Origin of the sequence: Streptomyces sp. NRRL S-37, assembly GCF_000721605.1 — a bacterium.
GTDB lineage: Bacteria > Actinomycetota > Actinomycetes > Streptomycetales > Streptomycetaceae > Streptomyces.
This window is the reverse complement of the sequence record NZ_JOIZ01000014.1, coordinates 73,909-86,975: the sequence shown is the minus strand read 5'-3', so window position 1 is coordinate 86,975 and position 13,067 is coordinate 73,909. Positions and strand designations below refer to the sequence as shown.

General features: G+C 70.2%; 15 protein-coding genes. 5 read left to right on the top strand and 10 right to left on the bottom strand.

The window, feature by feature from the left end; all coding sequences use genetic code 11:
• The first annotated feature begins 280 nt into the window (after positions 1-280).
• Complete coding sequence (locus IH50_RS0120975) at positions 281-985, top strand: hypothetical protein (RefSeq protein ID WP_030864334.1); 705 nt, start codon at positions 281-283, stop codon at positions 983-985.
• Between the two features lie 220 nt (positions 986-1,205).
• Here IH50_RS0120975 and IH50_RS0120970 read toward each other — a convergent pair whose 3' ends face one another.
• Positions 1,206-1,886, bottom strand: coding sequence for a response regulator transcription factor (locus tag IH50_RS0120970; RefSeq protein WP_019326704.1), 681 nt, complete (start codon positions 1,884-1,886; stop codon positions 1,206-1,208).
• On the bottom strand, positions 1,883-3,214 hold the full coding sequence (locus IH50_RS0120965; protein ID WP_030864332.1) for a sensor histidine kinase: 1,332 nt from the start codon (positions 3,212-3,214) through the stop codon (positions 1,883-1,885). The genes IH50_RS0120970 and IH50_RS0120965 overlap by 4 nt, the downstream gene beginning before the upstream one ends.
• 201 nt (positions 3,215-3,415) lie before the next feature.
• Between IH50_RS0120965 and phoU the strand changes: the two genes are divergently transcribed.
• Both phoU and IH50_RS42075 read left to right on the top strand, forming a co-directional pair.
• The gene (gene phoU, locus IH50_RS0120960; protein ID WP_030864330.1) at positions 3,416-4,105 is read left to right on the top strand and encodes a phosphate signaling complex protein PhoU; all 690 of its coding nucleotides are present in this window, start codon (positions 3,416-3,418) and stop codon (positions 4,103-4,105) included.
• A gap of 131 nt (positions 4,106-4,236) precedes the next feature.
• Entirely contained in the window at positions 4,237-4,392 is a 156-nt protein-coding gene (locus IH50_RS42075; protein ID WP_199822113.1) for a hypothetical protein, read from the top strand.
• A 92-nt stretch (positions 4,393-4,484) separates the two neighbouring features.
• Here the strand turns inward: IH50_RS42075 and IH50_RS0120950 are convergent, their stop codons facing one another.
• Positions 4,485-5,789 carry an MDR family MFS transporter gene (locus IH50_RS0120950; protein ID WP_030864327.1) on the bottom strand — a complete coding sequence of 435 codons (1,305 nt, stop codon included), beginning with the start codon at positions 5,787-5,789 and terminating at the stop codon, positions 4,485-4,487.
• Positions 5,790-5,942: 153 nt separating this feature from the next.
• Here IH50_RS0120950 and IH50_RS0120945 point away from each other — a divergent pair, with 153 nt between their 5' ends.
• Positions 5,943-6,704, top strand: coding sequence for a phosphoglyceromutase (locus tag IH50_RS0120945; protein ID WP_030864324.1), 762 nt, complete (start codon positions 5,943-5,945; stop codon positions 6,702-6,704).
• A gap of 89 nt (positions 6,705-6,793) precedes the next feature.
• On the opposite strand, the gene IH50_RS0120940 is transcribed toward IH50_RS0120945, so the two are convergent.
• The 5 genes from IH50_RS0120940 to IH50_RS0120920 form a co-directional block, all read right to left on the bottom strand.
• Positions 6,794-7,069 carry a ribosomal protein L7/L12 gene (locus tag IH50_RS0120940; RefSeq protein WP_030864321.1) on the bottom strand — a complete coding sequence of 92 codons (276 nt, stop codon included), beginning with the start codon at positions 7,067-7,069 and terminating at the stop codon, positions 6,794-6,796.
• A 50-nt stretch (positions 7,070-7,119) separates the two neighbouring features.
• A complete protein-coding gene (locus IH50_RS0120935; protein ID WP_030864317.1) occupies positions 7,120-7,428 on the bottom strand; it encodes a hypothetical protein in 309 nt (102 codons plus the stop codon).
• Positions 7,429-7,586: 158 nt separating this feature from the next.
• Positions 7,587-8,411 carry a LamG domain-containing protein gene (locus tag IH50_RS0120930; RefSeq protein ID WP_030864316.1) on the bottom strand — a complete coding sequence of 275 codons (825 nt, stop codon included), beginning with the start codon at positions 8,409-8,411 and terminating at the stop codon, positions 7,587-7,589.
• Positions 8,412-8,581: 170 nt separating this feature from the next.
• Positions 8,582-8,773 carry a hypothetical protein gene (locus tag IH50_RS0120925; RefSeq protein ID WP_030864314.1) on the bottom strand — a complete coding sequence of 64 codons (192 nt, stop codon included), beginning with the start codon at positions 8,771-8,773 and terminating at the stop codon, positions 8,582-8,584.
• A 504-nt stretch (positions 8,774-9,277) separates the two neighbouring features.
• Positions 9,278-9,556, bottom strand: coding sequence for a hypothetical protein (locus tag IH50_RS0120920; protein ID WP_030864312.1), 279 nt, complete (start codon positions 9,554-9,556; stop codon positions 9,278-9,280).
• Positions 9,557-9,875: 319 nt separating this feature from the next.
• On the opposite strand from IH50_RS0120920, the gene IH50_RS0120915 reads away from it, so the two are divergent.
• A complete protein-coding gene (locus IH50_RS0120915) occupies positions 9,876-10,700 on the top strand; it encodes a hypothetical protein (protein ID WP_030864310.1) in 825 nt (274 codons plus the stop codon).
• A 13-nt stretch (positions 10,701-10,713) separates the two neighbouring features.
• Here the strand turns inward: IH50_RS0120915 and IH50_RS0120910 are convergent, their stop codons facing one another.
• Positions 10,714-11,319 (bottom strand): hypothetical protein, encoded by a 606-nt coding sequence (locus tag IH50_RS0120910; RefSeq protein WP_234328213.1) that lies wholly within the window; start codon positions 11,317-11,319, stop codon positions 10,714-10,716.
• A gap of 31 nt (positions 11,320-11,350) precedes the next feature.
• Positions 11,351-12,703, bottom strand: a complete 1,353-nt coding sequence (locus IH50_RS0120905; protein WP_234328212.1) for a PE-PGRS family protein — start codon at positions 12,701-12,703, stop codon at positions 11,351-11,353.
• Between the last annotated feature and the right edge of the window lie 364 nt (positions 12,704-13,067).

Below are 13,067 nucleotides of genomic sequence, written 5' to 3'. Positions count from 1 at the left end.
AATGCGCGATCACTATGGGAATGGCGCGGGAGTACGACGTGAAAGCGACCCAAGTGACTGGTGAGTCACTTGTGACTCAAGAGGCGGAACGCGCCCGCTCCCGACCGCCGACGGAGTGATGACGGGGGTCCGGACACGCCTCACCGGGCCGACACGGGACGTATCGGGAGGGTCGGGTGCGGTCGCGCGGGGACGGCTCGGTAACCTGAGGCCGCTGACAGACACTTAGGGCGGCTTCACCCGGTCGCCGAACGACCCGAGTCAAGGAGTTGCCGCCGCCGTGAGCAGCAGCCTTCGACGCGGCGCTCTCGCCGCCGCCGCCATCGCGTTCTCGATCGCCTCGCTCTCCGCGTGCGCGGCCGGCCACAACGCCCAGACCCTGGAGATCCAGCCGGACAACGCGTCGGCGACCGTCGGCGACATCAAGGTCCAGAACGCCACGGTCATCACCCAGCCCGACCTGGAGTCGACGGGCCCGGCGGTCGTCTCCGCCACCCTGTTCAACACGGGTCGCACCGACCAGACGCTGGAGTCGGTCACCATCCCCGGCACCGGCAAGACCGCCGAGCTGTCCCCCGCCGAGGGCGGCAGCCTCACCGTCCCGGCCGGCGGCTCGCTGATCCTCGGCGGCGAGGGCAACGCGTCCGCCGTTCTGCCCAGCAGCCGTGAGGCCGTCCAGGACGGCAACGCCCAGAAGGTCACCTTCACCTTCAGCAAGACCGGTGATGTGAGCCTGCGCGCGATCGTCTTCCCGGCCGAGCACTTCTTCAAGAGCTGGGGCCCGACCGAGGAGGCCGCCGCGCCGGACGCCTCGACGGAGCCGTCCGCGGAGTCCTCCGGCGAGCCGGCCGCCGGCACCACGAACGAGGCCACCGGCGCCCCGGAGGGCACGGAGAACGGCGAGAACGGCGGGTCGACGGAGACCGACGCCCCCTCGGGCACCCCGACCGACGCGGCCTCCGCGAGCACGCAGACCGGCCACTGACCACTCGCACGCCACAAAAGGGCGGGACCCCCTGAGGGGGTCCCGCCCTTCGCACAACTGCGGGCATCCATGCCGCGCAGCTGCGGGCAGTCGTGCCGCTGGGGCGGCACGGGTGGGCGCAGCGGCACCCCGCAAACGCCGGGCTGCGCAACACCCCCCGCCCAGCCACAGCACCCGCACCGGCACCGGCACCGGCACCGGCGAACGCCGCGCCGCAGGCCTACGGCTCGAACTTGTACCCCAGCCCCCGCACCGTCACCAGGTACCGCGGCGCCCCCGGATCCGGCTCGATCTTCGCCCGCAGCCGCTTCACATGCACATCGAGCGTCTTGGTGTCGCCGACGTAGTCGGCCCCCCACACCCGGTCGATGAGCTGCATCCGCGTCAGCACCCGCCCCGCGTTCCGCAGCAGCATCTCCAGCAGATCGAACTCCTTCAACGGCAGGTCGATCTTCGTACCGCCCACCGTCACCACGTGCCGGTCGACGTCCATCCGTACCGGCCCGGCCTCCAGCGCCGCCGGAGCGACCTCCTCCGGCTCCCCGCGCCGCCGCAGCACCGCGCGGATGCGGGCCACCAGCTCCCGCGAGGAGAACGGCTTGGTGACGTAGTCGTCGGCCCCTATCTCCAGCCCGACAACCTTGTCGATCTCGCTGTCCTTGGCGGTCACCATGATGACGGGGACGTTGGAACGGCCGCGCAGCTGGCGGCAGACCTCGGTGCCCGGCAGGCCGGGCAGCATCAGGTCGAGAAGAACGAGGTCGGCGCCGTTGCGCTCGAACTCGTCGAGTCCGTCGGGCCCGGTGGTCGCGACGGCGACCTCGAAGCCCTCCTTGCGGAGCATGTACGACAGGGCGTCGGAGAAGGACTCCTCGTCCTCGACGACGAGCACACGGGTCACGGAAGGACCTCCGGGGAGGGAAGCGTTTCGTACGCGGATGAATCGGAAGAGTGGGGGGATGAGCGGGACACCCTCCGGGCCTCACCGTCGAGGCCGTGGGTGCCGCCGTCCTGGAGGGACGTGTCGTCCTGAGGGGACATGTCGTCCCGGTGGGACATCTGGTGGGCGCGGTCACGGGCCGCACGGGCCTCCGGCAGCCGCAGGGTGAAGGTGGAACCCTGGCCCTCGGCGCTCCACACCGTGACCTCCCCGCCGTGCGAGGCGGCCACGTGTTTCACGATCGCGAGGCCGAGCCCCGTACCGCCGGTGGCGCGGGAACGGGCCGGGTCGACCCGGTAGAAGCGCTCGAAGATGCGCTCCTTGTCCTTCTCCGAGATGCCGATGCCCTGGTCGGTCACCGCTATCTCGATCAGGGCCCCGCCGGGCTGCGCGACCGTACGGGCCGCGATGCCCACGCGGGTGCGGGCGGGTGAGTAGTTGACCGCGTTCTCGACGAGGTTGCCGAGCGCGGCGGCGAGCTGGCCGCGGTTGCCCCATATGTGCAGGTCGGCGGTGCCGCCCGCGGCCATGGTGATCTCCTTGGCGCCGGCCTGGTGCCGGCAGCGGTCGATGGCCTCGGCGACGAGTTCGTCGACGCGGACGGATTCGGCGTCCTCCAGCGGGTCGTCGTTCTGCACCCGGGACAGGTCGATGAGCTCCTGCACCAGGTTGGTCAGCCGGGTCGCCTCGATCTGCATCCGCCCGGCGAACCGTTCCACCGCCTCCGGGTCGTCGGCGGCGTCCATCACCGCCTCGGAGAGCAGCGAGAGCGCTCCGACCGGGGTCTTGAGCTCGTGGCTGACGTTGGCGACGAAGTCGCGTCGTACGGCCTCGATGCGGCGGGCCTCGGTGAGGTCCTCGACGAGCAGCAGAACGAGCCGGGAGCCGAGCGGCGCCACCCGCGCGGACACCGCGAGGGCCTCGCCGCGTCCGGTCCCCCGGCGGGGCAGGTCCAGCTCGACCTGGCGTATCTCGCCGTCGCGCCGGGTGTCGCGGGCCATCTGCAGCATGGGCTCCACGGCAAGCTTGCCGCCGCGGACCAGCCCGAGGGCGTACGCGGCGGAGCTGGCCTTGACGACGCCGTCGGCCTCGTCGAGGACGACGGCGGACGAGCGCAGCACGGACAGCACCGTGTCCACACCCGGCGGGAGCACCGGGTCCGTGTGCAGGGAGGTGCGCGTGGGGCGCCTCTGTTCGCGCTCGCTGAAGCGGAACGCCAGCATGGCGATGACGCCGGTGAGCACACCGGCGATCGCTGCCACTGCGGCGACCGCCGCGTTCACGTCCATGCGTCCAGGTTAGGCATGGCGCGGGTGGTGCCCACAGCCGTCGGAGTGCGAGCTCGAACACTCGTCGCCCAGAGTTCACCTTGGAGCCAGGGGCGGTTCATGTGAGGTGGCGGAATCGGACGCGTAGAGGGCACAACGTGGGAGCGTGGGGAGGAGAGCAGGCCCCTGAAGCCCGGATGAAGAAGTACGAGAGGAACCCTGATGCGGGACGCGTACCACGAGGAACTGGATTCGATCGGCGACGGTCTGGTGGAGATGGCCCGGCTGGTCGGGTCGGCGATCGGACGCGCCACGACGGCCATCCTCGACGCCGATCTGAAGCTGGCGGAGAGCGTGATCGAGGCCGACCAGAAGGTCGACGAGCTCCAGCACGACCTGGAGGCGCGGGCCATCGCCCTGCTGGCCCGTCAGCAGCCGGTGGCGACCGACCTGCGCATAGTCGTCACCTCGCTGCGGATGTCGGCCGACCTCGAGCGTTCGGGCGACCTGGCCCAGCACGTGGCCAAGCTGGCCCGGCTGCGCTACCCGGATCGGGGGGTGCCGCGTGATCTGCACGCCACGATCCTGGAGATGGGCCAGCTCGCGCAGCGCCTGATGGCGAAGGCCGCCGAGGTGATCATCACCAAGGACGTCGATCTGGCGCTCCAGTTGGAGCAGGACGACGACGCGATGGACCTCCTGCACCGCACGCTCTTCCAGCACCTGATGGACGACCGCTGGAAGCACGGCATCGAGACGGCCGTCGACGTCACGCTGCTGGGCCGGTATTACGAGCGTTTCGCCGATCACGCGGTCTCGGTCGCCAAGCGGGTGGTGTACCTGGTCACCGGCGAACACGCGGACGAGATCCAGTCGGACCTGCAGCCGGTGCCGGGGGTCGAGGGGGCCTGACGGCCGGCGTGACCCCGCGCGCGGGGGCCTGCCGGGATCCGTACGAGCTTCCATGCGCCGTTGCCGCGCCCGGCGGGGCGGGCGTCCAATGGGGGCAGGTGTGCACAGGCACCAGCCCTGAGGAGGGACCCATGGCCGAATCCCCCAGCACGACGCCCGACCCCGCACGGGAGCGCGAGACCGAGCAGCCCGCCGAGATCAGGAACCTCACCCTGATCGCCGCCTGCGGCTGCGGTTCGGGCTGCGGCTGTGGCTGCCAGTCGGGCAGTCCCTGCCAGTGCGGCTGACGCCGTACGCGTCCGGCCCGTCATCGACCGGGGACCCCGGTGCCCGTCACAGGCGCCGGGGTCCTCGTCGTGCCCGCGGGGGCCGGCTCCCCTCAGGATGCGCCGGCCTCCGCGGCCTTCTCCACCACGACCGCTTCCTTCGCCTCCCGCGGCAGCCTTTCCTCCGGCAGCTTCTCCTCCGGAAGTCCCTCCTCCGGAAGCCGCCGCATCAGCAGTCCGTACCCGAGGCCGGCCACCGTCCCGACGACGGCGCACATCCCCCACAGCCACGCGGCGCCCCAGTGGTCGATGACGAACCCGGACATCAGCGGGGCGACGAGTGAGGCGACCGCCCAGGACATGGTGTACATGCCCTGGTAGCGCCCACGCCCGTGCACCGGGGAGAGGCGGACGACCAGCCCGGTCTGGGTCGGCGCGTTGACGATCTCGGCCAGCGTCCACACGCACACGGTGAGGGCGAAGACGCCGACCGACCCGGCGAAGGCGGTGAGCCCGAAGCCGTATCCGGCGAGCAGCGAGGAGATCACCAGCAGCCGTCCGGGGTCCCGGTGCTCGATGAACCGGGTGACGGGAAGCTGCAGGACGACGATCAGTACGCCGTTGACGGCGATGGCCATCCCGAAGTCCGCGGGCGTGAACCCGGCCTCCCCCATCGCGACCGGAAGCCCCAGGTACCCCTGCTGGAAGACGAGGGCGATGAGGAAGGACAGCCCGACGACCCCCATGTACCGCCCGTCGCGCAGCACGGTCAGAAGGGAGACGGACCCGCTCTCCCCGGAGCCGCCCGGAGAGTCCTTGCCCTCCGGCCGGGACTCGGGCAGCTTCACGAAGACGAGCACGGCGCAGACCAGCGTCATGCCCGCCTCGATCAGGAACCCGGCGAGGTAGCTGTACTCGGCGATGAACCCGGCCCCCGCGGAGGAGACCGCGAAGCCGAGATTGATGGCCCAGTAGTTGAGCGAGAAGGCCCGGATACGGTCCTCCGGCCGCACGATGTCGGCCATCATCGCCTGTACGGCGGGCCGGGAGGCGTTGGAGGCCATGCCCACGAGGAACGCGACGGCCGCGATGGCGACCGGGTCCCGCATGAAGCCGAGCAGCGCCACGGACAGGGCGGTGGCGGTCTGCGCGACGAGCAAGGTGGGCCGCCGCCCCAGCCGGTCGGTCATCACCCCGGCGCCCAGCGACGAGATCACCCCGCCGAGGCCGTGCAGCGCGGCGACGAGCCCGGCGTAGGAGGCGGAATACCCGCGGTCGAGCGTGAGGTACAGCGCCATGAAGGTGGCGACGAACGCCCCGAGCCGGTTGACGAGGGTGCTGGTCCACAGCCACCAGAACTCGCGGGGGAGCCCGGAGACCGACTCACGCACGGCACGTCTCAGTCCGTCGACCGACATGGAACCCCCGGAGAAGATGTAAGCGTCTGAAGCGGCATGCACAACTTACAAAAGAGGGGGCCGGGGTAACCACTCGATTAACAGATCCCGTCAACCGTCCGCCAAGCGGGCAGGGCGCGCGGCCCGTACGGGGTGTCGATTACGCTCGGGCACATGGCCGACGCACCGTACAAGCTGATCCTCCTCCGCCACGGCGAGAGCGAGTGGAACGAGAAGAACCTGTTCACCGGCTGGGTGGACGTCAACCTCACCCCGAAGGGCGAGAAGGAGGCGACGCGCGGCGGCGAGCTGCTCAAGGACGCCGGCCTGCTGCCCGACGTGCTCCACACCTCCCTCCAGAAGCGCGCGATCCGCACCGCGCAGCTCGCCCTGGAGGCCGCCGACCGCCTGTGGATCCCGGTGAACCGCAGCTGGCGCCTGAACGAGCGTCACTACGGCGCCCTGCAGGGCAAGGACAAGGCGCAGACCCTCGCGGAGTTCGGCGAGGAGCAGTTCATGCTGTGGCGCCGCTCCTACGACACCCCGCCGCCGCCGCTCGGCAACGACGCCGAGTACTCCCAGTTCTCCGACCCGCGCTACGCGACCCTCCCGCCGGAGCTGCGCCCCCAGACGGAGTGCCTGAAGGACGTCGTCGTCCGGATGCTCCCGTACTGGTTCGACGCGATCGTCCCCGACCTCCTGGCCGACCGCACGGTCCTGGTCGCCGCCCACGGCAACAGCCTGCGCGCCCTGGTCAAGCACCTCGACGGCATCTCGGACGCCGACATCGCGGGCCTGAACATCCCGACGGGCATCCCGCTGTACTACGAGCTCGACTCGGACTTCAAGCCGGTCACCCCCGGCGGCAAGTACCTCGACCCGGAGGCCGCCGCGGCCGCGATCGAGGCGGTCAAGAACCAGGGCAAGAAGAAGTAAGCACCCACGGAAAAGCCCCTGTCTCCGGTTCTTCGCGGACAGGGGCTTTTCGTCGTCTCCGGGGCGTCTGCTGTTCGGCCGGGTCGGGGTCAGGGCTTGCGGAAGTCCGGCTCCGGTTGTTGTCTCACCTCGGCCCGTGCTCCCGCGTCGCGGAGAGCCGTGGCGACCGCCTCGGCTTCTTCCCGCGGCACGCCGGCGAGGATCACGGCGGGTGCCCGCACTGCCAGAACCTTGCTGTGCCAAAGGCTCAGCCCTGTCAGCCGCCGTACGACGTGGACGACGTCCAGCGTGCGCGTGCCGGGGTCGGTGAGCACCACGTCGTGCGGCGCGTCGTCGCACACCAGCAAGAAGTACTCGTCAGCCATGACTCCTCTTGAGCCTGCAGCTCCACCACGTGGCGCAGGCCGGGCGGGTCTCAGTAGAGGATGACTCTCCACAGGTCGACCCACAGCGTCTGGCCACTGTCCGTGTCGCGTACGTGGACCCGGTCGTCCTCCACCTGCTGGACGGTGCCGTAGATCGTGGCCTCCGGGAGGTCCACCCTGACGGTGTCGTACACGTCCAGGTCGTCCTCCAGCAGGCGGGACCACGTGTGCCCGCAGCGGTCGCAGCGGTAGCCGACGGCATCCCGTCCTCGGGCAGAGGAGGGGATGCCGATACGGACTTCCTCGACGCGGCACCTGGGACATGGATCGGCGGTATGTGCGCCTATTGAGCGGGACATCGTCCGGTCCTCCGGTGGAGCAGCGGAGCTCAGCGACTGTCGAGGGGCGACAACGACGGCTCAGCCGCCCTGCGCGCGGACGCTCCACGATCCGCGCGCAGGGGCAGGAGTGCCGCACCGGCTTATGGAGCCGCGGGCGCGGTCGGCCCGTCCGGTGCTCAGAGGTCGGGGAGTCCCGTCAGGGCGGACATCTGCTGGATCGTCACCGGGTCCGCGACACCGGAGTAGGCCCGTACCTCGTCCACCGTGCCCGCGAAGTACTCCCCCCGGATCGCCGAACGGCCCACCTGAAGACCGCCCGAGGCCGTCCACGAGGTCGTGTCGACGGCGGTGGACGTGCGGGAGAGCTGCCCATCCACGTAGAAGCGGAGCTCGTGGGCGGGTGCGTCGAAGACGACGGCCAGGTGCTCGCCCACGTCGTGGGGATCGTCGTTGGGCAGGGTCTGTTCCTCGGAGATGACCACCTGCGGAGCGTTCACCTCGTCCTCGGTGGACACCACGACTTCCCACTCCCCGCTTTCCGCCTGGTACCGGATCGCGAGGCGGTCGGTGTGCGAGCCCGGAAGGGAGAGGACGGTCTGCGTCCTGTCGTCAACCGCGGCCAGGCGGGCACGGACGGCGAGAGTGAAGCTCCCGTCCCCGCCGACCGGTGCCGCGGACGTCTCCGCCCAGTCGCCGTCGCCGTCGAGCCTGAGGTCGCCCTGATCGACCAGGGCGGGGTCTCCGAAGAGGGGGTCGTCGGGGTGGTAGATCCAGGCATCGCCGTTCAGGGCCAGCGGCAGGCCCCCCGGCTCCACGTTGGGCGCGACTCCGCCGGGGGCTGCCTCCAGGGGCCAGTAGCCCTCCCGGCTCAGCGACTGCGCCGGGGTCTGGGCGTCAGGCCCCTCGTCCGCCGCGTAGGCGGTACCAGGGAGGCCGCCGAGTGCGAACGAGAGCGCGAGGGCTCCCGCCGTCACCGTGGCGGCGCGGTATCTGCCGTTCATGTTCCCCCTCTTTTTGAGAAGCCGTCAGGACGATGAAGTGATCGTCAGGTGTTGCTCCTTGAGACGCAAGGAGTTTTGGCCGTCGTACTTGATGTTCCGTTGCCCGGAGGAGCTCGGCGGACAGGGCGTCCGTCCTCCCGCCGGCGCTCACCGTCACACGGCGGATCGGATCAGACCTCGACGGGGTCGTACGTGCCGTCGTGGAATTCGTACCGCTCTCCCGAGGCCGTGAACTCCTGCACCGTGCGGCGCAGGCATACGGTGTCGCCGCCGGGGAGGCGGCTGTTGCCGTCAGCGAGCAGCAACGGCCAGGGGTGATCGTCCTGGTCTTGGGTGTCCGGGCAGCCGGCGTCCATGCCCATGTGTCAGCGCAGGGCAACCAGGGCCGGGGGCCGGGGTGTCGTCGCGCAGGAAGCAGGAGAAGATGACCTTGTGATGTTCGCCCACGACGGCATTGTGGGAGACGCCACTGACTCAGGCCGTCTCCGGGCCGTCCGACACCGCTCGACAGCAGCCGATGACGACTACCAGGCGCGTGAGCCCACCACTTCTCATCAGGGAAAACCAGATCACCAAGATCCCCGGCAAGCCCGGGCAAGAAGACAGGTCTCTGCTCGCCCATGGAGAGTCCGCCGGCCTCGGAGAGGCCCTGGACAGCCTTCGGCGACTTCACCGGCGAGACGACGAGTGCCGGCACGAGAACTGCCGGGGCGACGCTGGTTTCTGACATTCACGGCTGACATCAACGACTCCGGACAGTGGCGTACACCAACAACCCTGTCCAGCCCTCGTACCAGTCGGTCACGGCATCCGAAGTGGGCTCGGATCGAACTCCTGGAGCAGTGCTCTCTCAGCCGGTGTCGGGCTCAGTCTTCCTGTTCCTCGACCAGGCCGCAGGCGAAGGGGAACGCCTCCAGGAACTCTCTTCGTGCGGGGTCCTGTTCCGCTTCGGCCAAGCCGGCGAGCACCTGCAAGAGACGGTCGCGCTGGTCCGGAGGCAGTCGCAGCAGTTCCCCGCCCACGCTTTCCATCATCTTCACCGCGGAGTCGGGATCGACTTCGTCGTCATCGCAGCTCTCGAGGAACCAGACGGCGTCGACAACCACCCCTGCGAGGGCTGGCACAAGCGGATCCACGGCGGTCATTCCCCCAAGCTAGCCGACCCCTGCGTCAAGGCCACCCGCTCCCTGGGCACGAGGACGCACCGCGTCCCCTCCTGAAGAGAAGTGAGCACTCACGCCAGTAGGCACCCTGCCTGCGACTTCACCGCGGACAAGGGGCCTGCTCGTGGGGCTGGGCCGTCTCGCCCGAGCCAGGCGCCAGCCGACTCGAAGGAGACGGCCGTTCCACCGAAACGGCTCGGCCCGTGCGACCCACTCGTCGTTGTCCGGGTCGCTTGGCAGGCCCTCCGTCTCTCCTCCGCCGGGTTAGCCTCGTGCCAGCCCGTCTGCGGAGGACGTGTTCATGCCCAGTTACGACAGTTCCCGTTCACGGCTGCGGCTGGCCGACCGTCATGTGCGGGTGCTCGTCCGCCTTGCGGAAGGAAAGACGCCGAGCGCGGAACTCTTCCCCTCGCTCGGGGAGCTCCAGGTGCTCGGGCTGGTCGGCGAGGAAGGACAGCTCTCGCCTCTCCTGCGGGAGTTGACGGAAGCGCTCGGAGCTCCCGTGCTCACCATCAGTGTCGAGATCACCGGAGAGGCCGGTCCCGTGCACCACGGTGTCGTCGTCGGGCCGAACTCGGTGATCGCCCACGAAGGGTGGCCGGGCGAGGAGGAGTCGGAGTACATCCCGGTCGAGCCGAGCACCCTCGTCTTCGAGCTCGCCCGCATGGTTCACCTGCGTCGTGGTGCCGACGCGCAGCCGGCCGCCACCCGGGTCGTATCGACCATGAGGGCTCTGGACGGCGCCTTCGCCGTGATCACGGCTCCGTCCGGGGAGGCCGAGGAGGACCGGGACGCCGTGCACAAGGCCGTCACCGACGCCGGGACCTCCGGGGAGATGGCGGGCCCGCTGACCGAGCTGGTCCTCGCCCTGAACTCGTACTGGCGTGTCACCGTCGCCTGGGACGGGGAGCACGACGGTGCCCACGCCCCGATGCTGCGCAGTCTCGCCGTCTGGGACTGCGGCCCGCGGGGGTACTGGATCCGTGAGCAGCCGAAGGAGCCGATCCTGCCCGGTCAGGTCACGCCGGAGAGCCCTCTGGAGCTGGTGCGTTCGGACGCCGGGGAGATCTGGCGCCGGTTGACCGGCCTGCTGCCGGAGAAGGAGGAGTTGGGGCCGCGGCCCTGAGCGGGGCGGCCCGCTACTCCGCCCGGTCCGAGAAGTGCTGCATCAGGGCGAAGGGGGAGGACAGTGCGGCACCGGTCAGGGTGAGGACGTCGGTGTCCACCTCTTCCAGCACGATGGCGAGGGCGAGGTCCACGGCGTCCACCGGGCCGGTCGCCGTACCCGCGCCGGCGATGCCGGCGGGCGGGATCTGCCGGCCGAGTCCGATCGAGACCCGGACCCCCTCTCTCCGCAGGACCTTCGCCTTCCCCAGGCCCTCCGAGGAGTACGCGTACTCCCGGCCGTCGTAGGCGATGCGCAGCACCCGGTCCTCACGCTTCAGGGCCTTGGCGTTGAACCGCAGCTCCGCGTGCCGGCCGTCGAGGGTGAGCTCGGCCTTGAACAGCGACGGCCGCCCCGACCGGCGCTTCCCCCGGAGAACCGTCTCCGGGAAGGCGGGACCACTCAACCGAGCGGTGTCCATTCCCTTCTCGAGTGGCTGGTGAAGCGGGCAGCGCTCCACGACGACCGGGCCGAAGGGTCCCACGTCGCCCTCGACCCCTGCTTTGGGCCGCTCCCGCTTCGTCGCCTCGGTCCTGTACGGCAGCAGCTCGAACTCGAAGGATTCACTACTCGTTCCCATGGCGACGAAGGCTCTCATCTCTCGCGTCTGATCAGTCGGACGGGTTGAGCGCGCTGCCCAGCTTCTTGGCGCCGTCGGCGATCCCGTCGCCGAGGTCACCCGCCTTGTCGCCCACCCACTCGGCGGCTTTCCCGGCGCCTTCCGTGATGTCGTCCCAGTGTTCTACGACCTTCAGTCCCCCGTAGACGAGGCCGGTGCCCACGGCCAGGCCGATCGTGAGCGGGGTGGGGGCCACCATCGCCGCGGTCAGGGAGGCGTTGAAGCCGACCTCGGCGTAGTTGGCCAGATAGCCGGCCTTGCTCTTCTCCCACTCCTTGGCGTGGTCCATGGTGGCAATGTTGGCCACCGAGAACGCCGTCGCGCCCGCCGAGCCGACGATGCCCGCCCCGCGCCACAGCCCGGCGGTCTTCGCCGCCGCGCTGAACCCGCCGGCCCTGCCGACCGTGATCAGGCTGGCCTGTCCCGCACGGGTGACCGCCTGACCGGAGTGGGTCAGCCCGCCGTACATACGGGCCATGTCGTCCGACCCGGCGAAGAAGTTGATGGCCTGGTTGGGGGTGAAGCCCAGCAGCTTGGCGTTCATGAAGCCGCGTTGCCGCAGCGCGTCGAATCCACCGCCCCAGCGGTCGCCCAGGAAACCGGAGCTGAAGGGCACGTGCGCGACCCTTTGGTACGTCCGGCTCCTCGACGCCATGTTGCCGAGCTGGCCGGGAAGCCAGCTTCCGGGCGCCGACAGCGAGCGGATCGGCGGGTTGTAGCTGCCGAGCCTGCTGCCCGCCCAGCGGAGGACGGGGTTGCTGCCCGCCGCCGTCCAGCGTGCGGCCAGGGCGTCCTTCATCGGCCCGAGCTTCCCGGTCTTCACCGCGTTGCCCAGCAGAACCTTGGTGCCCGAGAAGCCGCTCATCACCGAGACTTGGGCCGCGGCCGCCACGTTGAACGCGTCGCTGCCGAACTTGATCATTTCGGTGAGGGTCTCTTCGTGCGGTTCCAGACCCGGGATCGTCGAGAGGGCGTGCGCCTCCAGCCGTGCGACGTAGTCGCCGAGTTTCTCCCCCGGCCGCCGTCTCAGGCTCTCGGCGTTCGGGTCGTCGCTCGCCGCCACCGAGTTGACCAGCAGGAACGTCTCCGGCGTGATCCCCTCACCCTGATACTTCTCCAGGTCCTTCGCCGTGAATCCGGCCCACAGCAGCCCGGCCGTCGGGTCGCCGTTCTCCAGACGGAGCAGGGTCGCGCGTCTGCGCAGGTCCCTGGCCTCGTCACGGGTCCAGGACCGCATCGGTCCCAGGGGCGCCAGCTGCCCGCTCACCCCCAGACGGGCAGCACGGGTGAAGGCCTCGTCGAGGCGGTCCTCGACACCACCTCGGCCGTCCAGGAACTTCGCCAACTGCTCCAGGTCCTCGGGATCCGCCCCCCCGAAACGCCATCGCTCGCCCCGTCCCTCGATCGCCTGCCCGGCCCTCGCGGCTCGCGGCTCAGAATAGGACGCCGGACGGGGAGCGGGTGTCATGGCTTTATCAAAGACATCGTTGTGAGCGGTTCACCGGACCGCACCGGGACGCCACGGGTTCTGACCGGATCCGCCGCGGCCGGACGGCCGACGGCGACGGGCGGCCGTCCGGGGAGGAGGCGTACCCGGGGCCCCGCCCTCGCCACAGCCCCACGGACCGCGGCGGAGGGACGGGACGGGTCGCGGGCGGTGGGTTTGCCGGGTCGGCAAACGCGCTCGGGTCTTCGGGGCGGTCTTCCGC

Coding starts and splice junctions, on each gene's coding strand:
- IH50_RS0120965 (WP_030864332.1), bottom strand. CDS start 3,214: ATGGACGTGAACGCGGCGGTCGCCGCAGTGGCAGCGATCGCCGGTGTG.
- phoU (WP_030864330.1), top strand. CDS start 3,416: ATGCGGGACGCGTACCACGAGGAACTGGATTCGATCGGCGACGGTCTG.
- IH50_RS42075 (WP_199822113.1), top strand. CDS start 4,237: ATGGCCGAATCCCCCAGCACGACGCCCGACCCCGCACGGGAGCGCGAG.
- IH50_RS0120950 (WP_030864327.1), bottom strand. CDS start 5,789: ATGTCGGTCGACGGACTGAGACGTGCCGTGCGTGAGTCGGTCTCCGGG.
- IH50_RS0120945 (WP_030864324.1), top strand. CDS start 5,943: ATGGCCGACGCACCGTACAAGCTGATCCTCCTCCGCCACGGCGAGAGC.
- IH50_RS0120940 (WP_030864321.1), bottom strand. CDS start 7,069: ATGGCTGACGAGTACTTCTTGCTGGTGTGCGACGACGCGCCGCACGAC.
- IH50_RS0120935 (WP_030864317.1), bottom strand. CDS start 7,428: ATGTCCCGCTCAATAGGCGCACATACCGCCGATCCATGTCCCAGGTGC.
- IH50_RS0120930 (WP_030864316.1), bottom strand. CDS start 8,411: ATGAACGGCAGATACCGCGCCGCCACGGTGACGGCGGGAGCCCTCGCG.
- IH50_RS0120925 (WP_030864314.1), bottom strand. CDS start 8,773: ATGGGCATGGACGCCGGCTGCCCGGACACCCAAGACCAGGACGATCAC.
- IH50_RS0120920 (WP_030864312.1), bottom strand. CDS start 9,556: ATGACCGCCGTGGATCCGCTTGTGCCAGCCCTCGCAGGGGTGGTTGTC.
- IH50_RS0120915 (WP_030864310.1), top strand. CDS start 9,876: ATGCCCAGTTACGACAGTTCCCGTTCACGGCTGCGGCTGGCCGACCGT.
- IH50_RS0120910 (WP_234328213.1), bottom strand. CDS start 11,319: ATGGGAACGAGTAGTGAATCCTTCGAGTTCGAGCTGCTGCCGTACAGG.